11 protein-coding genes are annotated in these 13596 nt (G+C 71.2%); 6 read left to right on the forward strand and 5 right to left on the reverse strand.

Annotated features, from left to right (window positions below):
• Positions 1-112: 112 nt before the first annotated feature.
• From Y09_RS14705 to Y09_RS14720, 5 genes are all read left to right on the forward strand, one after another.
• Positions 113-868: a helix-turn-helix transcriptional regulator gene (locus tag Y09_RS14705; RefSeq protein WP_053918551.1), complete on the forward strand. Its 756-nt coding sequence runs from the start codon at positions 113-115 to the stop codon at positions 866-868.
• 176 nt (positions 869-1044) lie between these two features.
• On the forward strand, positions 1045-1524 hold the full coding sequence (locus Y09_RS18000) for a VOC family protein (protein WP_234695756.1): 480 nt from the start codon (positions 1045-1047) through the stop codon (positions 1522-1524).
• Between the two features lie 9 nt (positions 1525-1533).
• A complete protein-coding gene (locus Y09_RS18005; protein ID WP_234695757.1) occupies positions 1534-1878 on the forward strand; it encodes a VOC family protein in 345 nt (114 codons plus the stop codon).
• A gap of 119 nt (positions 1879-1997) precedes the next feature.
• Positions 1998-2492 carry a flavin reductase family protein gene (locus tag Y09_RS14715; protein WP_053918553.1) on the forward strand — a complete coding sequence of 165 codons (495 nt, stop codon included), beginning with the start codon at positions 1998-2000 and terminating at the stop codon, positions 2490-2492.
• Between the two features lie 195 nt (positions 2493-2687).
• Positions 2688-2999 (forward strand): hypothetical protein, encoded by a 312-nt coding sequence (locus tag Y09_RS14720; RefSeq protein ID WP_053918554.1) that lies wholly within the window; start codon positions 2688-2690, stop codon positions 2997-2999.
• Between the two features lie 16 nt (positions 3000-3015).
• Here the strand turns inward: Y09_RS14720 and Y09_RS14725 are convergent, their stop codons facing one another.
• Positions 3016-4677 (reverse strand): ABC-F family ATP-binding cassette domain-containing protein, encoded by a 1662-nt coding sequence (locus Y09_RS14725; protein ID WP_053918556.1) that lies wholly within the window; start codon positions 4675-4677, stop codon positions 3016-3018.
• A gap of 136 nt (positions 4678-4813) precedes the next feature.
• Between Y09_RS14725 and Y09_RS14730 the strand changes: the two genes are divergently transcribed.
• Positions 4814-6034, forward strand: coding sequence for an acyl-CoA dehydrogenase family protein (locus tag Y09_RS14730; RefSeq protein WP_053918558.1), 1221 nt, complete (start codon positions 4814-4816; stop codon positions 6032-6034).
• 1 nt (position 6035) lies between these two features.
• On the opposite strand, the gene Y09_RS14735 is transcribed toward Y09_RS14730, so the two are convergent.
• The 4 genes from Y09_RS14735 to Y09_RS14750 form a co-directional block, all read right to left on the reverse strand.
• A complete protein-coding gene (locus Y09_RS14735; protein ID WP_053918560.1) occupies positions 6036-8330 on the reverse strand; it encodes a sodium-translocating pyrophosphatase in 2295 nt (764 codons plus the stop codon).
• Between the two features lie 223 nt (positions 8331-8553).
• On the reverse strand, positions 8554-9099 hold the full coding sequence (locus tag Y09_RS14740) for a DUF4411 family protein (protein WP_053918562.1): 546 nt from the start codon (positions 9097-9099) through the stop codon (positions 8554-8556).
• Positions 9099-10259, reverse strand: a complete 1161-nt coding sequence (locus tag Y09_RS14745) for an ImmA/IrrE family metallo-endopeptidase (RefSeq protein ID WP_053918564.1) — start codon at positions 10257-10259, stop codon at positions 9099-9101. Before Y09_RS14745 ends, Y09_RS14740 begins: the two co-directional genes overlap by 1 nt.
• 130 nt (positions 10260-10389) lie before the next feature.
• On the reverse strand, positions 10390-13596 hold the full coding sequence (locus tag Y09_RS14750) for a type I restriction endonuclease subunit R (RefSeq protein ID WP_053918565.1): 3207 nt from the start codon (positions 13594-13596) through the stop codon (positions 10390-10392).

The raw sequence follows: 13596 nt of genomic DNA on the forward strand, positions 1-13596 counted from the left end.
TGCCCGGCCGCCGAGGTCGCCGCTTCCCCGACCCGCCGCGTCGCGGCAGGCCCGATGGACGAGCTCCCGTCGGCCAGGCCGTCCGACGGGCCGCCGCCCTAGACTGTCGCGTGTGACGCCGCTCACGACGCCCCTGCCGGAGACCGCGCTGGCCTCCGTGGTGGATCTCGCCCGGGATCGTGCGCCCTCGCTGCGGGTCGCCGATCTCGCCGACGCGGCCGGCTACAGCCCCTTCCACTTCTCGCGCCTGTTCAGCGCGCAGCTAGGGATCGGCCCCGGCCAGTACCTGATCGCCCTGCGCGTCGGGCGGGCGAAGGAACTGCTGCTGGCGGGCGACGCCGCGGTCATCGACGTGGCCTGCGAGGTGGGCTTCGACTCCCTGTCGAGCTTCGGCCGCCGCTTCCGCAGCACCGTCGGTGTCACCCCGGGACAGCTGCGCCGCCTCGCGCAGACGGTCGCCGATGCTCCCCCGCACCCCTTCACGATGCTGCGCCCGCACCCGCTGGGCGACCGGGCCGTGCGGGCGGTGCTGGAGCTCCCCGAGGGCGCGGACCGGCGCGGCGACCCCTCGATCTGGGTGGGCTGGTACCCGCAGCCTGCGCCGATCGGCCTGCCGGCCTCGGGCGTGCTCGTCACGGGCGTCGACCACGTCGACCTCCCCCTGTGCGCGGGCGCCCCCTTCCTGCTCGCCTTCGCGGTGCGGCCGCACGCCGATCCGCTGGACCTGCTCGCGCCGCGGGCGCCGATGGTCGCGGCGCACCCTGCGCCGCTGATCGGCCCCGGGGAGGTGACGCTCCGCTTCGGGACCTCGGCGGCGGGCGGGAGCGTGCCGATGCTGTCCGCTCTGCCGGCGCTGCGCCGGGCCTGACCTCGAGCACCCGCTGCACTGCCGCCTGCCGGCTCGTCGTCCCCGCTGCCCCCTGGACCCGCCGCCCTATCAGCTCGTCGACCTGTCGGCTCGTCGGCGCGTCGACGGCGCAGGCTGCGCCGCCGCCCCGGGAGCGCGCACGATCGGACGCATCTGCGCGCCGCGGCCGCCCTAGCGTGGGAGCCCCGGCCGCACCCGCCGCAAGGACCACGACCACAAGAGCAACCACGACCCGCAGCACCGGCACCAGCGCCTGGCTCGACCTCTCCACCACCGACACCGCTCGGGCCGTGCAGTTCTACGGCGGCGTGTTCGGCTGGCAGTTCGAGGACCTCGGCGAGGGCTTCGGCCACGACCACCTGATCCGCAGCGGCGGCGCTCTCGTGGGCGGGCTGATGAACGTCGCGGGGATGACCGGGCCGGCGGGTGACGCCCTGCCGCCCGAGTGGGGCGTCTATCTCTCCGTCGACGACGCCGACGCCCGCACCGCGAGGGCGCAGAGGGCCGGCGCCGCCGTCATCGTCCCACCCGACGCGATCAGCGAGACGGGCAGGATGGCGATCATCCAGGACCCCACCGGCGCCGGCATCGGCCTGTGGCAGGCCGGGACGCTGGATGGCTACGAGTTCACCGGGAGGCCCGGTTCCCCCGTCTGATTCGAGCTGATGACCCACCGCTACGACGCCGCCGCCTTCTACACCGCGGTGTTCGACGCGGAGCTGGTGCCGATGGGCGAGGGGATGGACGAGGGCGGGGACGACGTCCGCTACGCGACGAACGGACCCGGCGAGAGTGCGAGCTGGGGCCTGTGCGATGCGGCGGGGATGATGCCCGAGGACGCCATGGGATGGCGCGTCCACTTCGGCGTCGAGAGCACCGAGCAGGCGCTCGCGAGCGTGCGGGAGCTCGGCGGGAGCGTGCTCGACGGCCCGGTCGACTCGCCCTTCGGACGGATCACGACGATCGCGGATCCCGAGGGGGCGAGCTTCCGGACCAGCGCGATGGGCTAGGTGACGACGGAGGGCTGACCCACCTCGCTGACCTGCCACTATGACGCCGCATGACGGTCGGGTCCCAGGACGTGGGCCCGACCGTGCGCGGGCGCGGCACGCGTCCTAGAGTCAGGAGCATGCTGACCGATTCCGCGCTCCGTGAGGCCTTCTCCCACTTCCCGCAGGGAGTGGTGCTGGTCGCCGCCGAGATCGACGGCGTGCGCCACGGACTCGTCGCCTCGACCTTCACGGTCGGGGTCTCCCTCGAGCCGCCCCTGGTCTCCGTCGCGGTGCAGCACAGCTCGCGCACCTGGCCGCTGCTGCGCGAGCACGGACATCTCGGGGTCACGGTGCTCGGCGATCGCCAGCGCGGCGTGACCCGCCAGCTCGCGGGTCCGGACCGGGAGCGCCGCTTCGAGGGCCTGGACGTGGAGGCCGACGAGCACGGCGCGCTGGTGCTGCAGGGCGCTCCCGCCTGGATGACGGTTCGGGTCCACGACGAGGTGCGCGCGGGCGACCACGACCTCGCGCTGCTCGAGGTCCTCGCGATCGACAGCTCACCGGCCGCCGAGGCGATGGTGTTCCACCGCAGCCGCTTCAAGGGGCTCGTCGAGGGCGACATCGCCTGCTGAGCCCCGAGGCTGACCCCGGGGCACGTGAGACGTGCCTCAGACCGTCGGATTCCTGTGAGGAGTACGCCTCAGTCACTCCCATTTGTCGGACCGCTGTCCAACAATCGCCGTGAGACCGCATTCCGGGCGGTCGCGCTGTTCCCCGTCGGGCCCTGAGCGCCCGAGCGGATCCTGGCTTCCGAGGAAGGACCCTCCATGCAGTTCACCCACGACCTCGCGGTCGCCTTCGGCGACTGGCTCGAGCGCGAGCAGATCCGCCGCGCCCTCCTCGCGGAGCGTCCCGAGCTCGACGGCGTCCTGCACCTGGACCCGGAGCGTCCGCTGCTGCGGATCCCGCGCGTGGAGCGCGGTGCGGTGATCGTGGCCCGGCTCGACGAGGAGGACGGGGCGACCTGGCTGGTGGGTGTCGCGGGCGCCGCCGATCCGGTGCTGCACGAGGCCTCCTCCCCCGAGGAGGCTGCGCGGATCGCGCTGGACGTGCTCGAGCCCTGCCCGCTCGCGGGCTGACGGTCACGCCGAGGCCTCAGAGCTCGGCGACCTCGCCGTCCTCCACCTGCCACCGCCGGTCGATGCGCACGGTCTCGAGCATGCGCCGGTCGTGCGTGACCAGCAGCAGCGTGCCCGTGTAGCTCTCGAGCGCCTGCTCGAGCTGCTCGATGGCGGGCAGATCGAGGTGGTTGGTCGGCTCGTCGAGCACCAGCAGGTTCACGCCGCGCGCCTGGAGCAGGGCGAGCGCCGCACGGGTCCGCTCGCCCGGGGACAGCTCGGCGCAGGGCCGGCCCACGTGGTCCGCGCGCAGGCCGAACTTCGCCAGCAGGGTGCGCACGTCCGCCGGGGTCATCTCCGGCAGCAGCGCCCCGGCCGCGTCGGCCAGCGGCGCCTCGTCGGCCAGCAGGGAGCGCGCCTGGTCGATCTCGCCGAGCAGCACGTTCGCGCCGAGCGAGGCCGAGCCCTCGTCGGCCTCGATCCTGCCCAGCAGCAGCTGCAGCAGGGTCGACTTCCCGGCGCCGTTCGGGCCGGTGATGCCGATGCGGTCGCCGGCGTCGACCTGGAGGGAGAGCGGCCCCAACGTGAAGGCGCCCCGGTGCACCGCGGCGCCCGCGAGGGTGGCGACGACGCTGCCGGAGCGAGGGGCGGCCCCGATCGTGAACTGGAGCTGCCACTCCTTGCGCGGCTCCTCCACCTCCTCGAGCCGCGCGATCCGGCTCTCCATCTGCCGCACCTTCCGCGCCTGCTTCTCGCTGGACTCGGTCTGGGCACGTCGGCGGATCCGGTCGTTGTCAGGCGCCTTGCGCATCGCGTTGCGGACGCCCTGGCTGGACCATTCGCGCTGGGTGCGGGCGCGGTCGACGAGGTCGGCCTTCTTCTGCGCGAACTCCTCGTAGTGCTCGCGGGCATGGCGTCGCACCGTGGAGCGCTCCTCGAGATAGGCCTCGTAGCCGCCGCCGAAGAGACGGTGGGAGTGCTGGGCGAGGTCGAGCTCGAGCACCTCGGTGACGCAGCGGGCGAGGAACTCGCGGTCATGGCTGACCAGCACCACCCCGCCGCGGAGGCCTTGGACGAAGGCCTCGAGCCGGGCGAGGCCGTCGAGGTCGAGGTCGTTGGTGGGCTCGTCCAGCAGCACCAGGTCGAAGCGGGAGAGCAGCAGCGCGGCGAGACCCACCCGGGCGGCCTGGCCGCCGGAGAGGGAGGTCATCGCCGTCTGCTCCGCCTCCCCCGGGCCGATCGGCAGGCCGAGATCGGCGAGCACGACGGGCAGGCGCTCCTCGAGGTCGGCCGCGCCGCTGGCGAGCCACCGCTCCAGCGCCGCGGCGTAGACGTCGGCCGGCTCGGGGCCGCCGGGCGGGGCGTCGTGCTCGAGGGCGGTGGCGGCGGCATCCAGGTCGGCGGTGGCCCGAGCGCAGCCGGTGCGTCGGGCGACGTACCCGGCGACGCTCTCCCCGGGGGTCCGCTCGTGTTCCTGCGGGAGCCAGCCCACGAAGGCGTCCGACGGGGAGAGCGTCAGGCCGCCCTGCTGAGGGGCGGCGGCTCCTGCGAGCAGGCGCAGCAGCGTCGATTTCCCGGCGCCGTTCGCGCCGACCACGCCGATCACGTCCCCGGGGGCGACGGTGAGGTCGAGGCCGTCGAAGAGGATGCGGTGGCCGTACCCTCCGGCGAGGTCATGGGCGACGAGGGTGGCGGTCATCCCGGCATTCTCGCACCTGCCCGAGCGGCTGCTCCGCAACGCCGTGTGACGGCATGGGTCAGCACCCTGGCCCCGGCGGTGCACGGGACCCTATGGTCGACCATCACCATCCGTGAGTACCGAGGAAAGGACACCTATGACCACGCTGACCGAGCTCCGCGCCCGCTTCGCCCCCGTCATCGAGACCATCGCCCAGGGGACCCTGGACCGGGAGCGCGAGCGCACCCTGCCCCACGGCGCCGTGCGCGCCCTGGCCGAGGCCGGCTTCGGGACCGTGCGCCTGCCGGTCGAGGCGGGTGGCTTGGGTGCCACCTTCGGGCAGCTGACCTCGCTGCTGGTGGACCTGGCCGCCGCCGATGCGAACCTCCCCCAGATCTGGCGCGGGCACATCGCCTTCGTCGAGGACCTCCTGATCACACCGCACGCCGAGTTCCGGCAGCGATGGCTGCGACGGATCGCCGACGGGGCGGTGATCGGGAACGCCTGGTCGGAGATCGGCTCCGTGGAGCGAGGCTCCCAGGGCACGAAGGTCGCGGTCGAGGGCGAGCACGCCGAGGTGACGGGCCGGAAGTTCTACACCACCGGCTCCTACTTCGCCGACTACTCGGACACCCTGGTCGAGGCGGCCGACGGGTCCCAGCACATCGCCGTGGTGCCGTTGGTCCAGGCCGCGGTCACGCGCAGCGACGACTGGGACGGGTTCGGGCAGAAGCTCACCGGGACCGGCACGATCGCCTACGACCGCGCGCGGCTCGACGCCAGGGACGTCATCCCCTTCGAGGACCGGTTCGGCTACCAGACCGCCGTGTACCAGCTGGTGCTGATCGCCGTGCACGCCGGGATCGCCGCGGCAGTGCGCGAGGACGCCACGGCGGCGGTCGCGGCCCGCACCCGCACCTACAGCCATGGCAACGCCGACCGGGTGCGGGAGGATCCGCAGATCCTGCAGGTGCTCGGCGAGATCTCCGCGGTCGCCGCGACCGCGGAGGCGCTGGCGGGCCAGGTGGCGGAGGCGATCGAGGAGGCCGCCCGCGCGGCGGGTGCCGGCGGCGAGGAGGAGCGCTCCGCGCTGGTGACGGCGGAGCTCGCCTCTGCCCGGGCCCAGGTGGTCACCTCCCGCTTGGTGCCGGAGGCGGCGACGCGGCTGTTCGACGCGCTCGGGGCCTCGGCCGTGCGCGAGACATCGGCGCTGGATCGCCATTGGCGCAACGCCCGCACGGTCGCCTCCCACAACCCCTGGGTGTACAAGGCCCGCGAGATCGGCGCCTTCGAGGTCAACGGCACCGAGCCGGGATACCAGTGGTCCATCGGCACCGTGGGGTCGCGGGAGGACGCTTCGGCGCCCGTCCACGCCTGAGTCAGCTGCCCTGCGCGTCGACGGCCTCGAGGTCATCCTCGGTCTCGAGCACCACACCGCGGCGGATCGAGATGGTGACGGCCACCGCGATCGCGATGATCGCGACCGCGGCGATCGCGTAGCGCAGCGGATCGGCCTCGCCGCTGAGCGCGCTCATCCCCACCACCGCGGGCGCGATCAGCACGGCGACCAGGTTCATCACCTTGATCAGGGGGTTGATCGACGGGCCGGCGGTGTCCTTGAAGGGATCGCCGACGGTGTCGCCGATGATCGTCGCCTCATGCGCGTCGGAGCCCTTCCCGCCGTGGTGGCCGTCCTCGACGATCTTCTTCGCGTTGTCCCAGGCGCCGCCGGAGTTCGCGAGCAGGATCGCCATCAGCACACCGGAGGCGATGGCGCCGGCGAGATACCCGGCGAGCGCCGGGGCGCCGAGCCCGAAGCCGACCGCGATCGGCGCGGCGACGGCGAGCAGGCCGGGGGTGGCCAGCTCCCGCAGCGAGTCGCGGGTGACGATGTCGACGACGTTGCCGTACTCGGGCTTCGCTGTGCCCTCCATGATCCCGGCGATGTCCCGGAACTGACGGCGCACCTCGTAGACCACGGCCCCGGCGGCCCGGCCCACCGCGCTGATGGCGAGGCCGGAGAACAGGAACACGACGGCCGCGCCGATGATCACGCCGACCAGGGTCTGCGGTGAGAAGACGACGGACTGGGCGAGGAAGTCCTGGTAGCGGTCCCCGAGCACGTCGCGGATCGCGTCGGTGTAGGAGCCGAACAGCGCGGTCGCGGCGAGCACGGCGGTCGCGATCGCGATGCCCTTGGTGATGGCCTTGGTGGTGTTGCCGACGGCGTCGAGCTCGGTGAGCACCTGCGCGCCCTCGCCGTCCACGTCCCCGGACATCTCGGCGATGCCCTGGGCGTTGTCGGTGACCGGGCCGAAGGTGTCCATCGCGACGATCACGCCGACGGTGGTGAGCAGCCCGCAGCCGGCGAGCGCGATCGCGAACAGGCCGGTCACACCGGCGCCGCCGAGCAGGAACGCCCCGAACACCGCCGCGGCGATCACCAGCGCCGTGAACACCGCGGACTCCAGTCCCAGCGAGAAGCCGGAGAGCACGACGGTCGCGGCGCCGGTGCGGGAGGTCGCGGCGACCTGCCGCACGGGCCGGTCCTCGGTCGAGGTGTAGTAGCCGGTGAGATAGAGGATCGCGATGCCTAGGACGATGCCGATCACGACGGCGCCGGCGGCGACGATCCGCGGGTCGTCGATCGCGGCGGAGGCGTCCTCGATGCCGAGGGCGGAGAAGCTCGCGGGCAGGTGCACGAAGGCCGCGATCGTGCACAGCACGGCGGAGACGATCGCGGAGAGCAGGAAGGAGCGGCGGATGGTGGTCAGCGCGCTCTGGCCCTTCTTCGGCGTGGTGAGGTAGATGCCGATCAGCGCGGTGATCACGCCGATCGCGGGGACGATCAGGGGGAAGACCATCCCGGCCTCGCCGAGCGCGGCCCGGCCCAGGATCAGCGCGGCGACGAGCGTGACGGCGTAGGACTCGAAGAGGTCCGCGGCCATGCCGGCGCAGTCGCCGACGTTGTCGCCCACGTTGTCGGCGATGGTCGCGGCGTTGCGGGGGTCGTCCTCGGGGATGTTCTGCTCGACCTTGCCCACGAGGTCGGCGCCGACGTCGGCCGCCTTGGTGAAGATGCCGCCGCCGACGCGCATGAACATCGCGACCATCGCGGCGCCGAAGCCGAAGCCCTCGAGCACGAGCGCGGCGTCCCCACGGAAGATCAGCACCACGGCCCCGGCGCCGAGGAGGCCGAAGCCGATCGTCGCCATGCCGACGCAGGCGCCGGTGCGCACCGCGATCAGCATCGCGGGATCGCGTCCGGCCTCGTGCGCGGCGGCGGCGACGCGCACGTTCGCGCGCACCGCGAGCCACATGCCCAGGTAGCCGATCAGACCCGAGAACGCGGCGCCGACGAGGAAGGCGACCGAGCGGGCGCCGCGCAGCAGCATCCCCTCGGTCCCCTCGACGCCGTGGGTGGGCAGGAGGAGCAGCAGCAGGAAGGCGATCACGGCGAAGACGCCGAGCGTGCGCAGCTGGCGGCGCAGGTAGGCGGCCGCCCCCTCCTGCACGGCGCCGGCGACCTCGTCCATCGCGTCGGTGCCGGTGCGGGCCCGCAGCACCTCGGCGCGGAAGCGCAGCGCCATCGCGATCGCGATCAGGGCGATCACCACGATCACCCCCACCGTGGTGAGACTGCCCAGGGAGAGCGAGATGGGATCGGGGTTCATGAGGTCCTCCGCACGTCGTCGTGTTCCGGGGTCCTTCCAGGTGCCGGAACACTAGCCCGTCGCCGGGCCGACGTACAGACCCGCGGGTAGGGAGCGGGCTCTCCACCACCGGCCCCTTGTTCCGCGGAGACCGATGGGTATGCTGGTCCCGCCGGTGACAAGAGGGTCAGGGATCCTCTTCCGCAGAGCGGATAGCCGGCGCTCTCGCGCCCGGCCTCTGCGATCAGTCGAGGCCCGGGATCGTCGGCGCTCGCGTCTCGGCACGGGGCTCTGTCTCAGCTGAGTCGACGAGATGGAGAGCTGCCCCGGTCTCCCTCAGCACGGTGAAGATGTCAGCGGTCGCCACTCCCATGCCGGCGCAGGCGTCGGGGATCTTCACTCGCTTCTGCGCCTGCGGGCTGGGCTGCTCGTTGGTGATCACCGTGTCGCCGTGCCCGATCGCGTGTGCGATCAGGAGGAAGTCCGCCCGATCGCTGGAGAACTCATTCAGCGCTGATTGCCGATAGTTCTGGTGCCGAGCCCAGTCGCTGAGCGGTCGGAAACGCTGGACCGTGAGCTGATCGATCGGCAGGAAGAAGTCTCGACGACCTCGAGCCCATTCCGCGAGCTCATCATCGCCCTGCACGAGCTCATCACGGACGGCGTCGATGCTGATCAGCTTCCCCGTCCGGTGGCCCTGCTCGAGCCACGCCCAGAACCCGGGCGCAATGTCGAACGCGTAGTACCTGTTCTTCGCCTCGATCAGGACGTTCGCGTCGACGAGATGCATCAGCGCGTCCCGACCCGCTCGGCGAGCGCCTCGAACGTGCTGTGCTTCTTCGTGCCGAGCAGCTTGTAGGCATCGCGATAGCTGGTCCCGCCCTCGCGTGCGCTCGCGACGACCGCGCGCGCGAACTGCCTGCTGAGGCGTTGCGATTGGACGTTGTAGAAGTTCCCGCCTCCGGACCGGTTCTCCTTCGTCTCGGCGAAGAGCGCGAGGACGCGCTCCTCCTCCTTCGCATAGAGCTCCCGAAAACGGTCCCGCGGGACCAGCTCGGCGTCGACGAGACGCTGAAGGACGACGAGCGTGCTGACGGTGAAACGGCGTGCCAGGACATCGAGACCTTCGGCGGAGAGGTCGCCTCGGAACGTGGAACGCACGGATTCGATCGGCATCAGCACCTCGGCTGCGACGGCATTGCACCACCGTTCCTCGGGAGGACCGCCTTCTTCGCCGGGTACGACGTCGGAGAGGGCGCTGCCCCCGAGCCAGACGTGCGCGAACTCGTGGAGGAGCGTGAAGATCTGTGCGGACTTGCTGTCCGCCCCATTGATGAACACCACCGGGGCCAGGTCGTCGGCCAGGGTGAAGCCGCGGAACTCCTCGGGCCGCAATGCGCGGTGCGTATTGGAACCCACCACACCATTGACCATCACTAGCGTCCCGCTCGCCTCGACTTGGTCGGACAGCAGGCGGAAGGCAGCGCTCCAGCTCGGTGCCAGAGGCTCGGTCCTCGGGTCGACGCCGAGAACCTCCTGCATTCTCTGCGCCATGACAGTGGGGTCGTCGTCGGTCGTCGCCGTCCCGACATAGGCGACAGGTTCCATCCCGTTCTCCACAGCGTGGTCGCGGAACCAGCTCTGTCGCGTCTGGCACTGGTAGATCGTGTCGAGGAGGTCCGCGGATGGGCGGGTGATCCCTGTGCCGCGCAGGGTGCGCATGTCGGGCACCGGGAGCGACTCCTCCGGCGGCGCGGAGAGGAAGAGCTGGCCGAACGGCGCATGAGTGGCCTTCGCGAAACGCTCCAGCTGCTTCACCGTCGGCCGACGAGTCCCGGCCCTCCACTCGGTGAGCTGAGGGAACTTCCGCTCGGCGGTCTCCTCATCCCACCCGGCGCGTTCGACTGCCCAGTCGAGGATCGTCGTAGCGACATCCACATGGACTGTCACGGCGCGACCTCCCGTCCTGGTCTCTCTCGGCGCTCTACCCGGGTCTCCATGGTAGGGGTGCGCACCGTCCGTGGACCGGTTCCTGTGGACGACGCCATCACGGGCCGCGACAGGTGCTTGCCACGCATCGTCAGGCCGATGCGCCCTGCAGCTCCTCCGCATACCGGGGTGCGAGCGACTCCATCTGGTGCATGACGTTCACGATCGCCTCGCTCTGCTGGTCCGGCGGGTACTTGTACTTGCGCAGCAGGCGCTTGATGGAGGAGCGGAGCTTGGCCTTGACGTCGTCGCGCACGGTCCAGTCGGTGCGGATGTCACGCTGCATGATCGTCACCAGCTCCCGGGCGATCTGGGCGAGGGTGTCGTCGCCCATCACGTCCACGGCCGAGGGGTTCTGTGCGATGACGTCGTAGACCGACAGCTCGTCGGTGCCGAGCGGAGGACTGAACTGCGTGCCACGGTCGGCTTCGGCGCGGACCTCCTGGGCCATCTCGATGAGGCGGGCGATGATCTCCGCGGCGGTGAGCTGCTTGTTGGTGTACTTCAGCATCAGCTCGTTGATCCGCTCGGAGAACAGCTTCGAGCGGACCTCATTGCCGCGGGTGACTCGTGCCGCCTCCTCGAGGATGGTGGCCTTCAGCGCCTCGATCGCGAGCTGGGATTTCGAGGGCTTCTTCGCGTCCTCGATCCAGGCAGGGGTGATCGCGTCGAGCCGCTGCAGCTCGAGGCCTGCCTCCTGGTAGATGTCGACCACCCCGGTGCTCTCCGCGGAGTCGACCAGCAGTTCGCCGAGCAGGCGCCGCACCTCGTCGGTGATGGGCTCTCCGCGGGAGAGGCGCTCGCGGGCGTCGTACTTCGCCATCCACACCCGCACCTCCTTGTAGAACTGCACCTCGGGCAGCAGCGGCTGGATGTCCTGGTGCCCAGCAGCGAGCGCCCAGGCGCGGTCGAGCTTGGAGGAGAGACTGCGGAAGGCGTCGGCGAGGGGACGGGCGTTCGGGTCCTCGGGGTCGGTGTTCCCGTCGGTCAGCGGTGAGCGCAGGAAGTTCGTGGTCGCGGAGACGGCGTCGATGAAGCCGCGGCGCACGTCGGCTTTCTGGATCGCCTTCCAGTCGAGGGTGACGATCTCGCGGAGGGAGCCGACGAGGCTGTGGACGAGCTGGGCGGCCTCGTCGACGTCGCGCCGGCCGACGCTGGGGTCGGTCGGGTCGGCGTCGTGGGTGAACTCGCGCAGGGCGGCGTTGAGGTTCTCGAGCAGCGGGGCGTAGGCGACGAGGAGCCCGTCCTGCTTGCCCTTGTACGTGCGGTTGACGCGGGCGAGGGTCTGCATGAGCAGGGCGCCCTTGATGCTGCGGTCGAGGTACAGGGTGTGTAGAGCGGGGGCGTCGAAGCCGGTGAGCATCATGTCCTTGACGATGACGATCTCGAGCTCGTCGGCCGGGTCCTTGACGCGCTGCTTCACGGCGGCGATTGCGCTGGGCCGGCGCATATGGGTCTTGATCTGCTCGGGGTCCGACGGGTTCGCGGTGTAGACCGCCTTGATCCTTCCCTTGGCGTCGGAGTCGTCGTGCCAGTCGGGGCGCAGCGCAACGATCTCGTCGTAGAGCCGGGCGGCGATGGAACGGGTGGCGGTGACGATCATGGCCTTGCCGGGCCCCTCGATCGCGGTGCGCATGTTCTCCCGCCGCTGCTCCCAGTGCGCGACGAAGTCCTCCGCGAGGGTGCGCAGGCGCTCGGGTGCGCCGTAGAGCGCTTCGAGCACGACGACGGACTGCTGGAGGCGCTGGCGGTCCACGTCGTCCAGGCCCGCGGTGGCCTCCTCGGCGGCGTCGTCGATCGTGTCGTCGTCGAGGTCGGCGAGGCGGGCGAGCTGGATGAGGCGGGGTTCGAAGTAGACAGGCACGGTGGCCTTGTCGTCCACGGCCCGGCGCAGGTCGTACACGTCGATGTCGGCGCCGAACACCTCGCGGGTGTCGCGGTCCGCTTCGCGGATCGGGGTGCCGGTGAAGGCGATGAGGGCGGCGTTCGGCAGGGCGCTGCGCAGGTGGCGGGCGTAGCCGTCGAGGTCGCCGTAGTGGCTGCGGTGGGCCTCGTCGGCGATGACGATGATGTTCCGACGGTCCGAGAGCAGGGGATGCGCGGCGCCGGCCTCGCGCTCGGCCTGGGAACGGCCGAACTTCTGCAACGTGGTGAAGTAGATCCCGCCGGTGCGGCGTTCGCTGAGCTGCGCGCGGAGCTCCTCGCGGGAGCCGATCTGGCGGGGCTGCTCGGGCAGCAGCGTGGAGCGCTGGAACCCGTCGAACAGCTGGGTGTCGAGCTCGGTGCGGTCGGTGAGGACGACGATGGTGGGGTTCGCGAGCTGCGGGTGACCCATCACCTTCGCGGTGTACAGCTCCATCTCCATGGACTTGCCGGAGCCCTGGGTGTGCCAGACCACGCCGATCCGCCCGTCGGAGCGGACGGCCTCGATGGTGGAGCCGACCGCCTTGGTGACGGCGAAGTACTGGTGCGGCTTGGCGATGCGCTTGGTGAGCCCGGAGGCGTCCTCGTCGAAGGCGATGAAGTCGTGCAGCAGCTGCCCGAAGCGCTCGAGGTTGAACAGGCCGTTCAGCGTCCAGTCGATCTCGGTGTGGTGCTCACCGTCCGGGCCTGGCTCCCCCATGGCGACGGGGTGTCCGTCATCGTCCACGTTCCAGGAGGCGAAGTGGTTCCAGGGCGTGAACGGCGTGCCGTAGCGAGCGTTGATCCCGTCGCTCGCGACCACGAACGCGGCGAAGCGGAACGCCATGGGCAGCTCGGTGACATAGGTCTGCAACTGGTTGAACGCGGCCTCGGCGGTCGCGGCCCGGGCGCCTGCCTGCTTGAGTTCCATGATCGCCAGCGGCAACCCGTTCACATAGGCGACGAGGTCGAAGCGGCGTTCCACCTGGCCGCGCCGCATGGTCACCTGGTTCACAACGCGGTAGCTGTTCAGAGACGCCTCGCCGGAGAGGAAGCGGATCACGGGGGTGCGTTCACGGCCGTCGTGGTCGACGTAGGTGATGCCGCGATACCCGTCACGCAGGATCGTGTGGAGGCGGTGGTTCTCTGTGATCGCGTCCTGCGACTGGGGGGCAAGCACCTCGGTCGCGGCCTGCTGGAGGTACTCCCCCGGCACGTCGGGATTGAGGTTCTTCAGCGCCTGATCGAGCGTGCCGCGCAGCACGATGTCCTGCCACGAATCCCGCTCCCCCGAGCCCGGCGCGATCTCCGCGCCGGGCGTGTACTGCCAGTCGAGCTCACCCATCCGATCGATGACGAGCTGCTCCCAGGCATCCTCTCCGGTGTGCGACGACAT

This window comes from Brachybacterium sp. SW0106-09 (assembly GCF_001293905.1).
GTDB lineage: Bacteria > Actinomycetota > Actinomycetes > Actinomycetales > Dermabacteraceae > Brachybacterium > Brachybacterium conglomeratum.

Coding starts and splice junctions, on each gene's coding strand:
- Y09_RS18005 (WP_234695757.1), top strand. CDS start 1,534: ATGACCCACCGCTACGACGCCGCCGCCTTCTACACCGCGGTGTTCGAC.
- Y09_RS14715 (WP_053918553.1), top strand. CDS start 1,998: ATGCTGACCGATTCCGCGCTCCGTGAGGCCTTCTCCCACTTCCCGCAG.
- Y09_RS14720 (WP_053918554.1), top strand. CDS start 2,688: ATGCAGTTCACCCACGACCTCGCGGTCGCCTTCGGCGACTGGCTCGAG.
- Y09_RS14725 (WP_053918556.1), bottom strand. CDS start 4,677: ATGACCGCCACCCTCGTCGCCCATGACCTCGCCGGAGGGTACGGCCAC.
- Y09_RS14730 (WP_053918558.1), top strand. CDS start 4,814: ATGACCACGCTGACCGAGCTCCGCGCCCGCTTCGCCCCCGTCATCGAG.
- Y09_RS14735 (WP_053918560.1), bottom strand. CDS start 8,330: ATGAACCCCGATCCCATCTCGCTCTCCCTGGGCAGTCTCACCACGGTG.
- Y09_RS14740 (WP_053918562.1), bottom strand. CDS start 9,099: ATGCATCTCGTCGACGCGAACGTCCTGATCGAGGCGAAGAACAGGTAC.
- Y09_RS14750 (WP_053918565.1), bottom strand. CDS start 13,596: ATGTCGTCGCACACCGGAGAGGATGCCTGGGAGCAGCTCGTCATCGAT.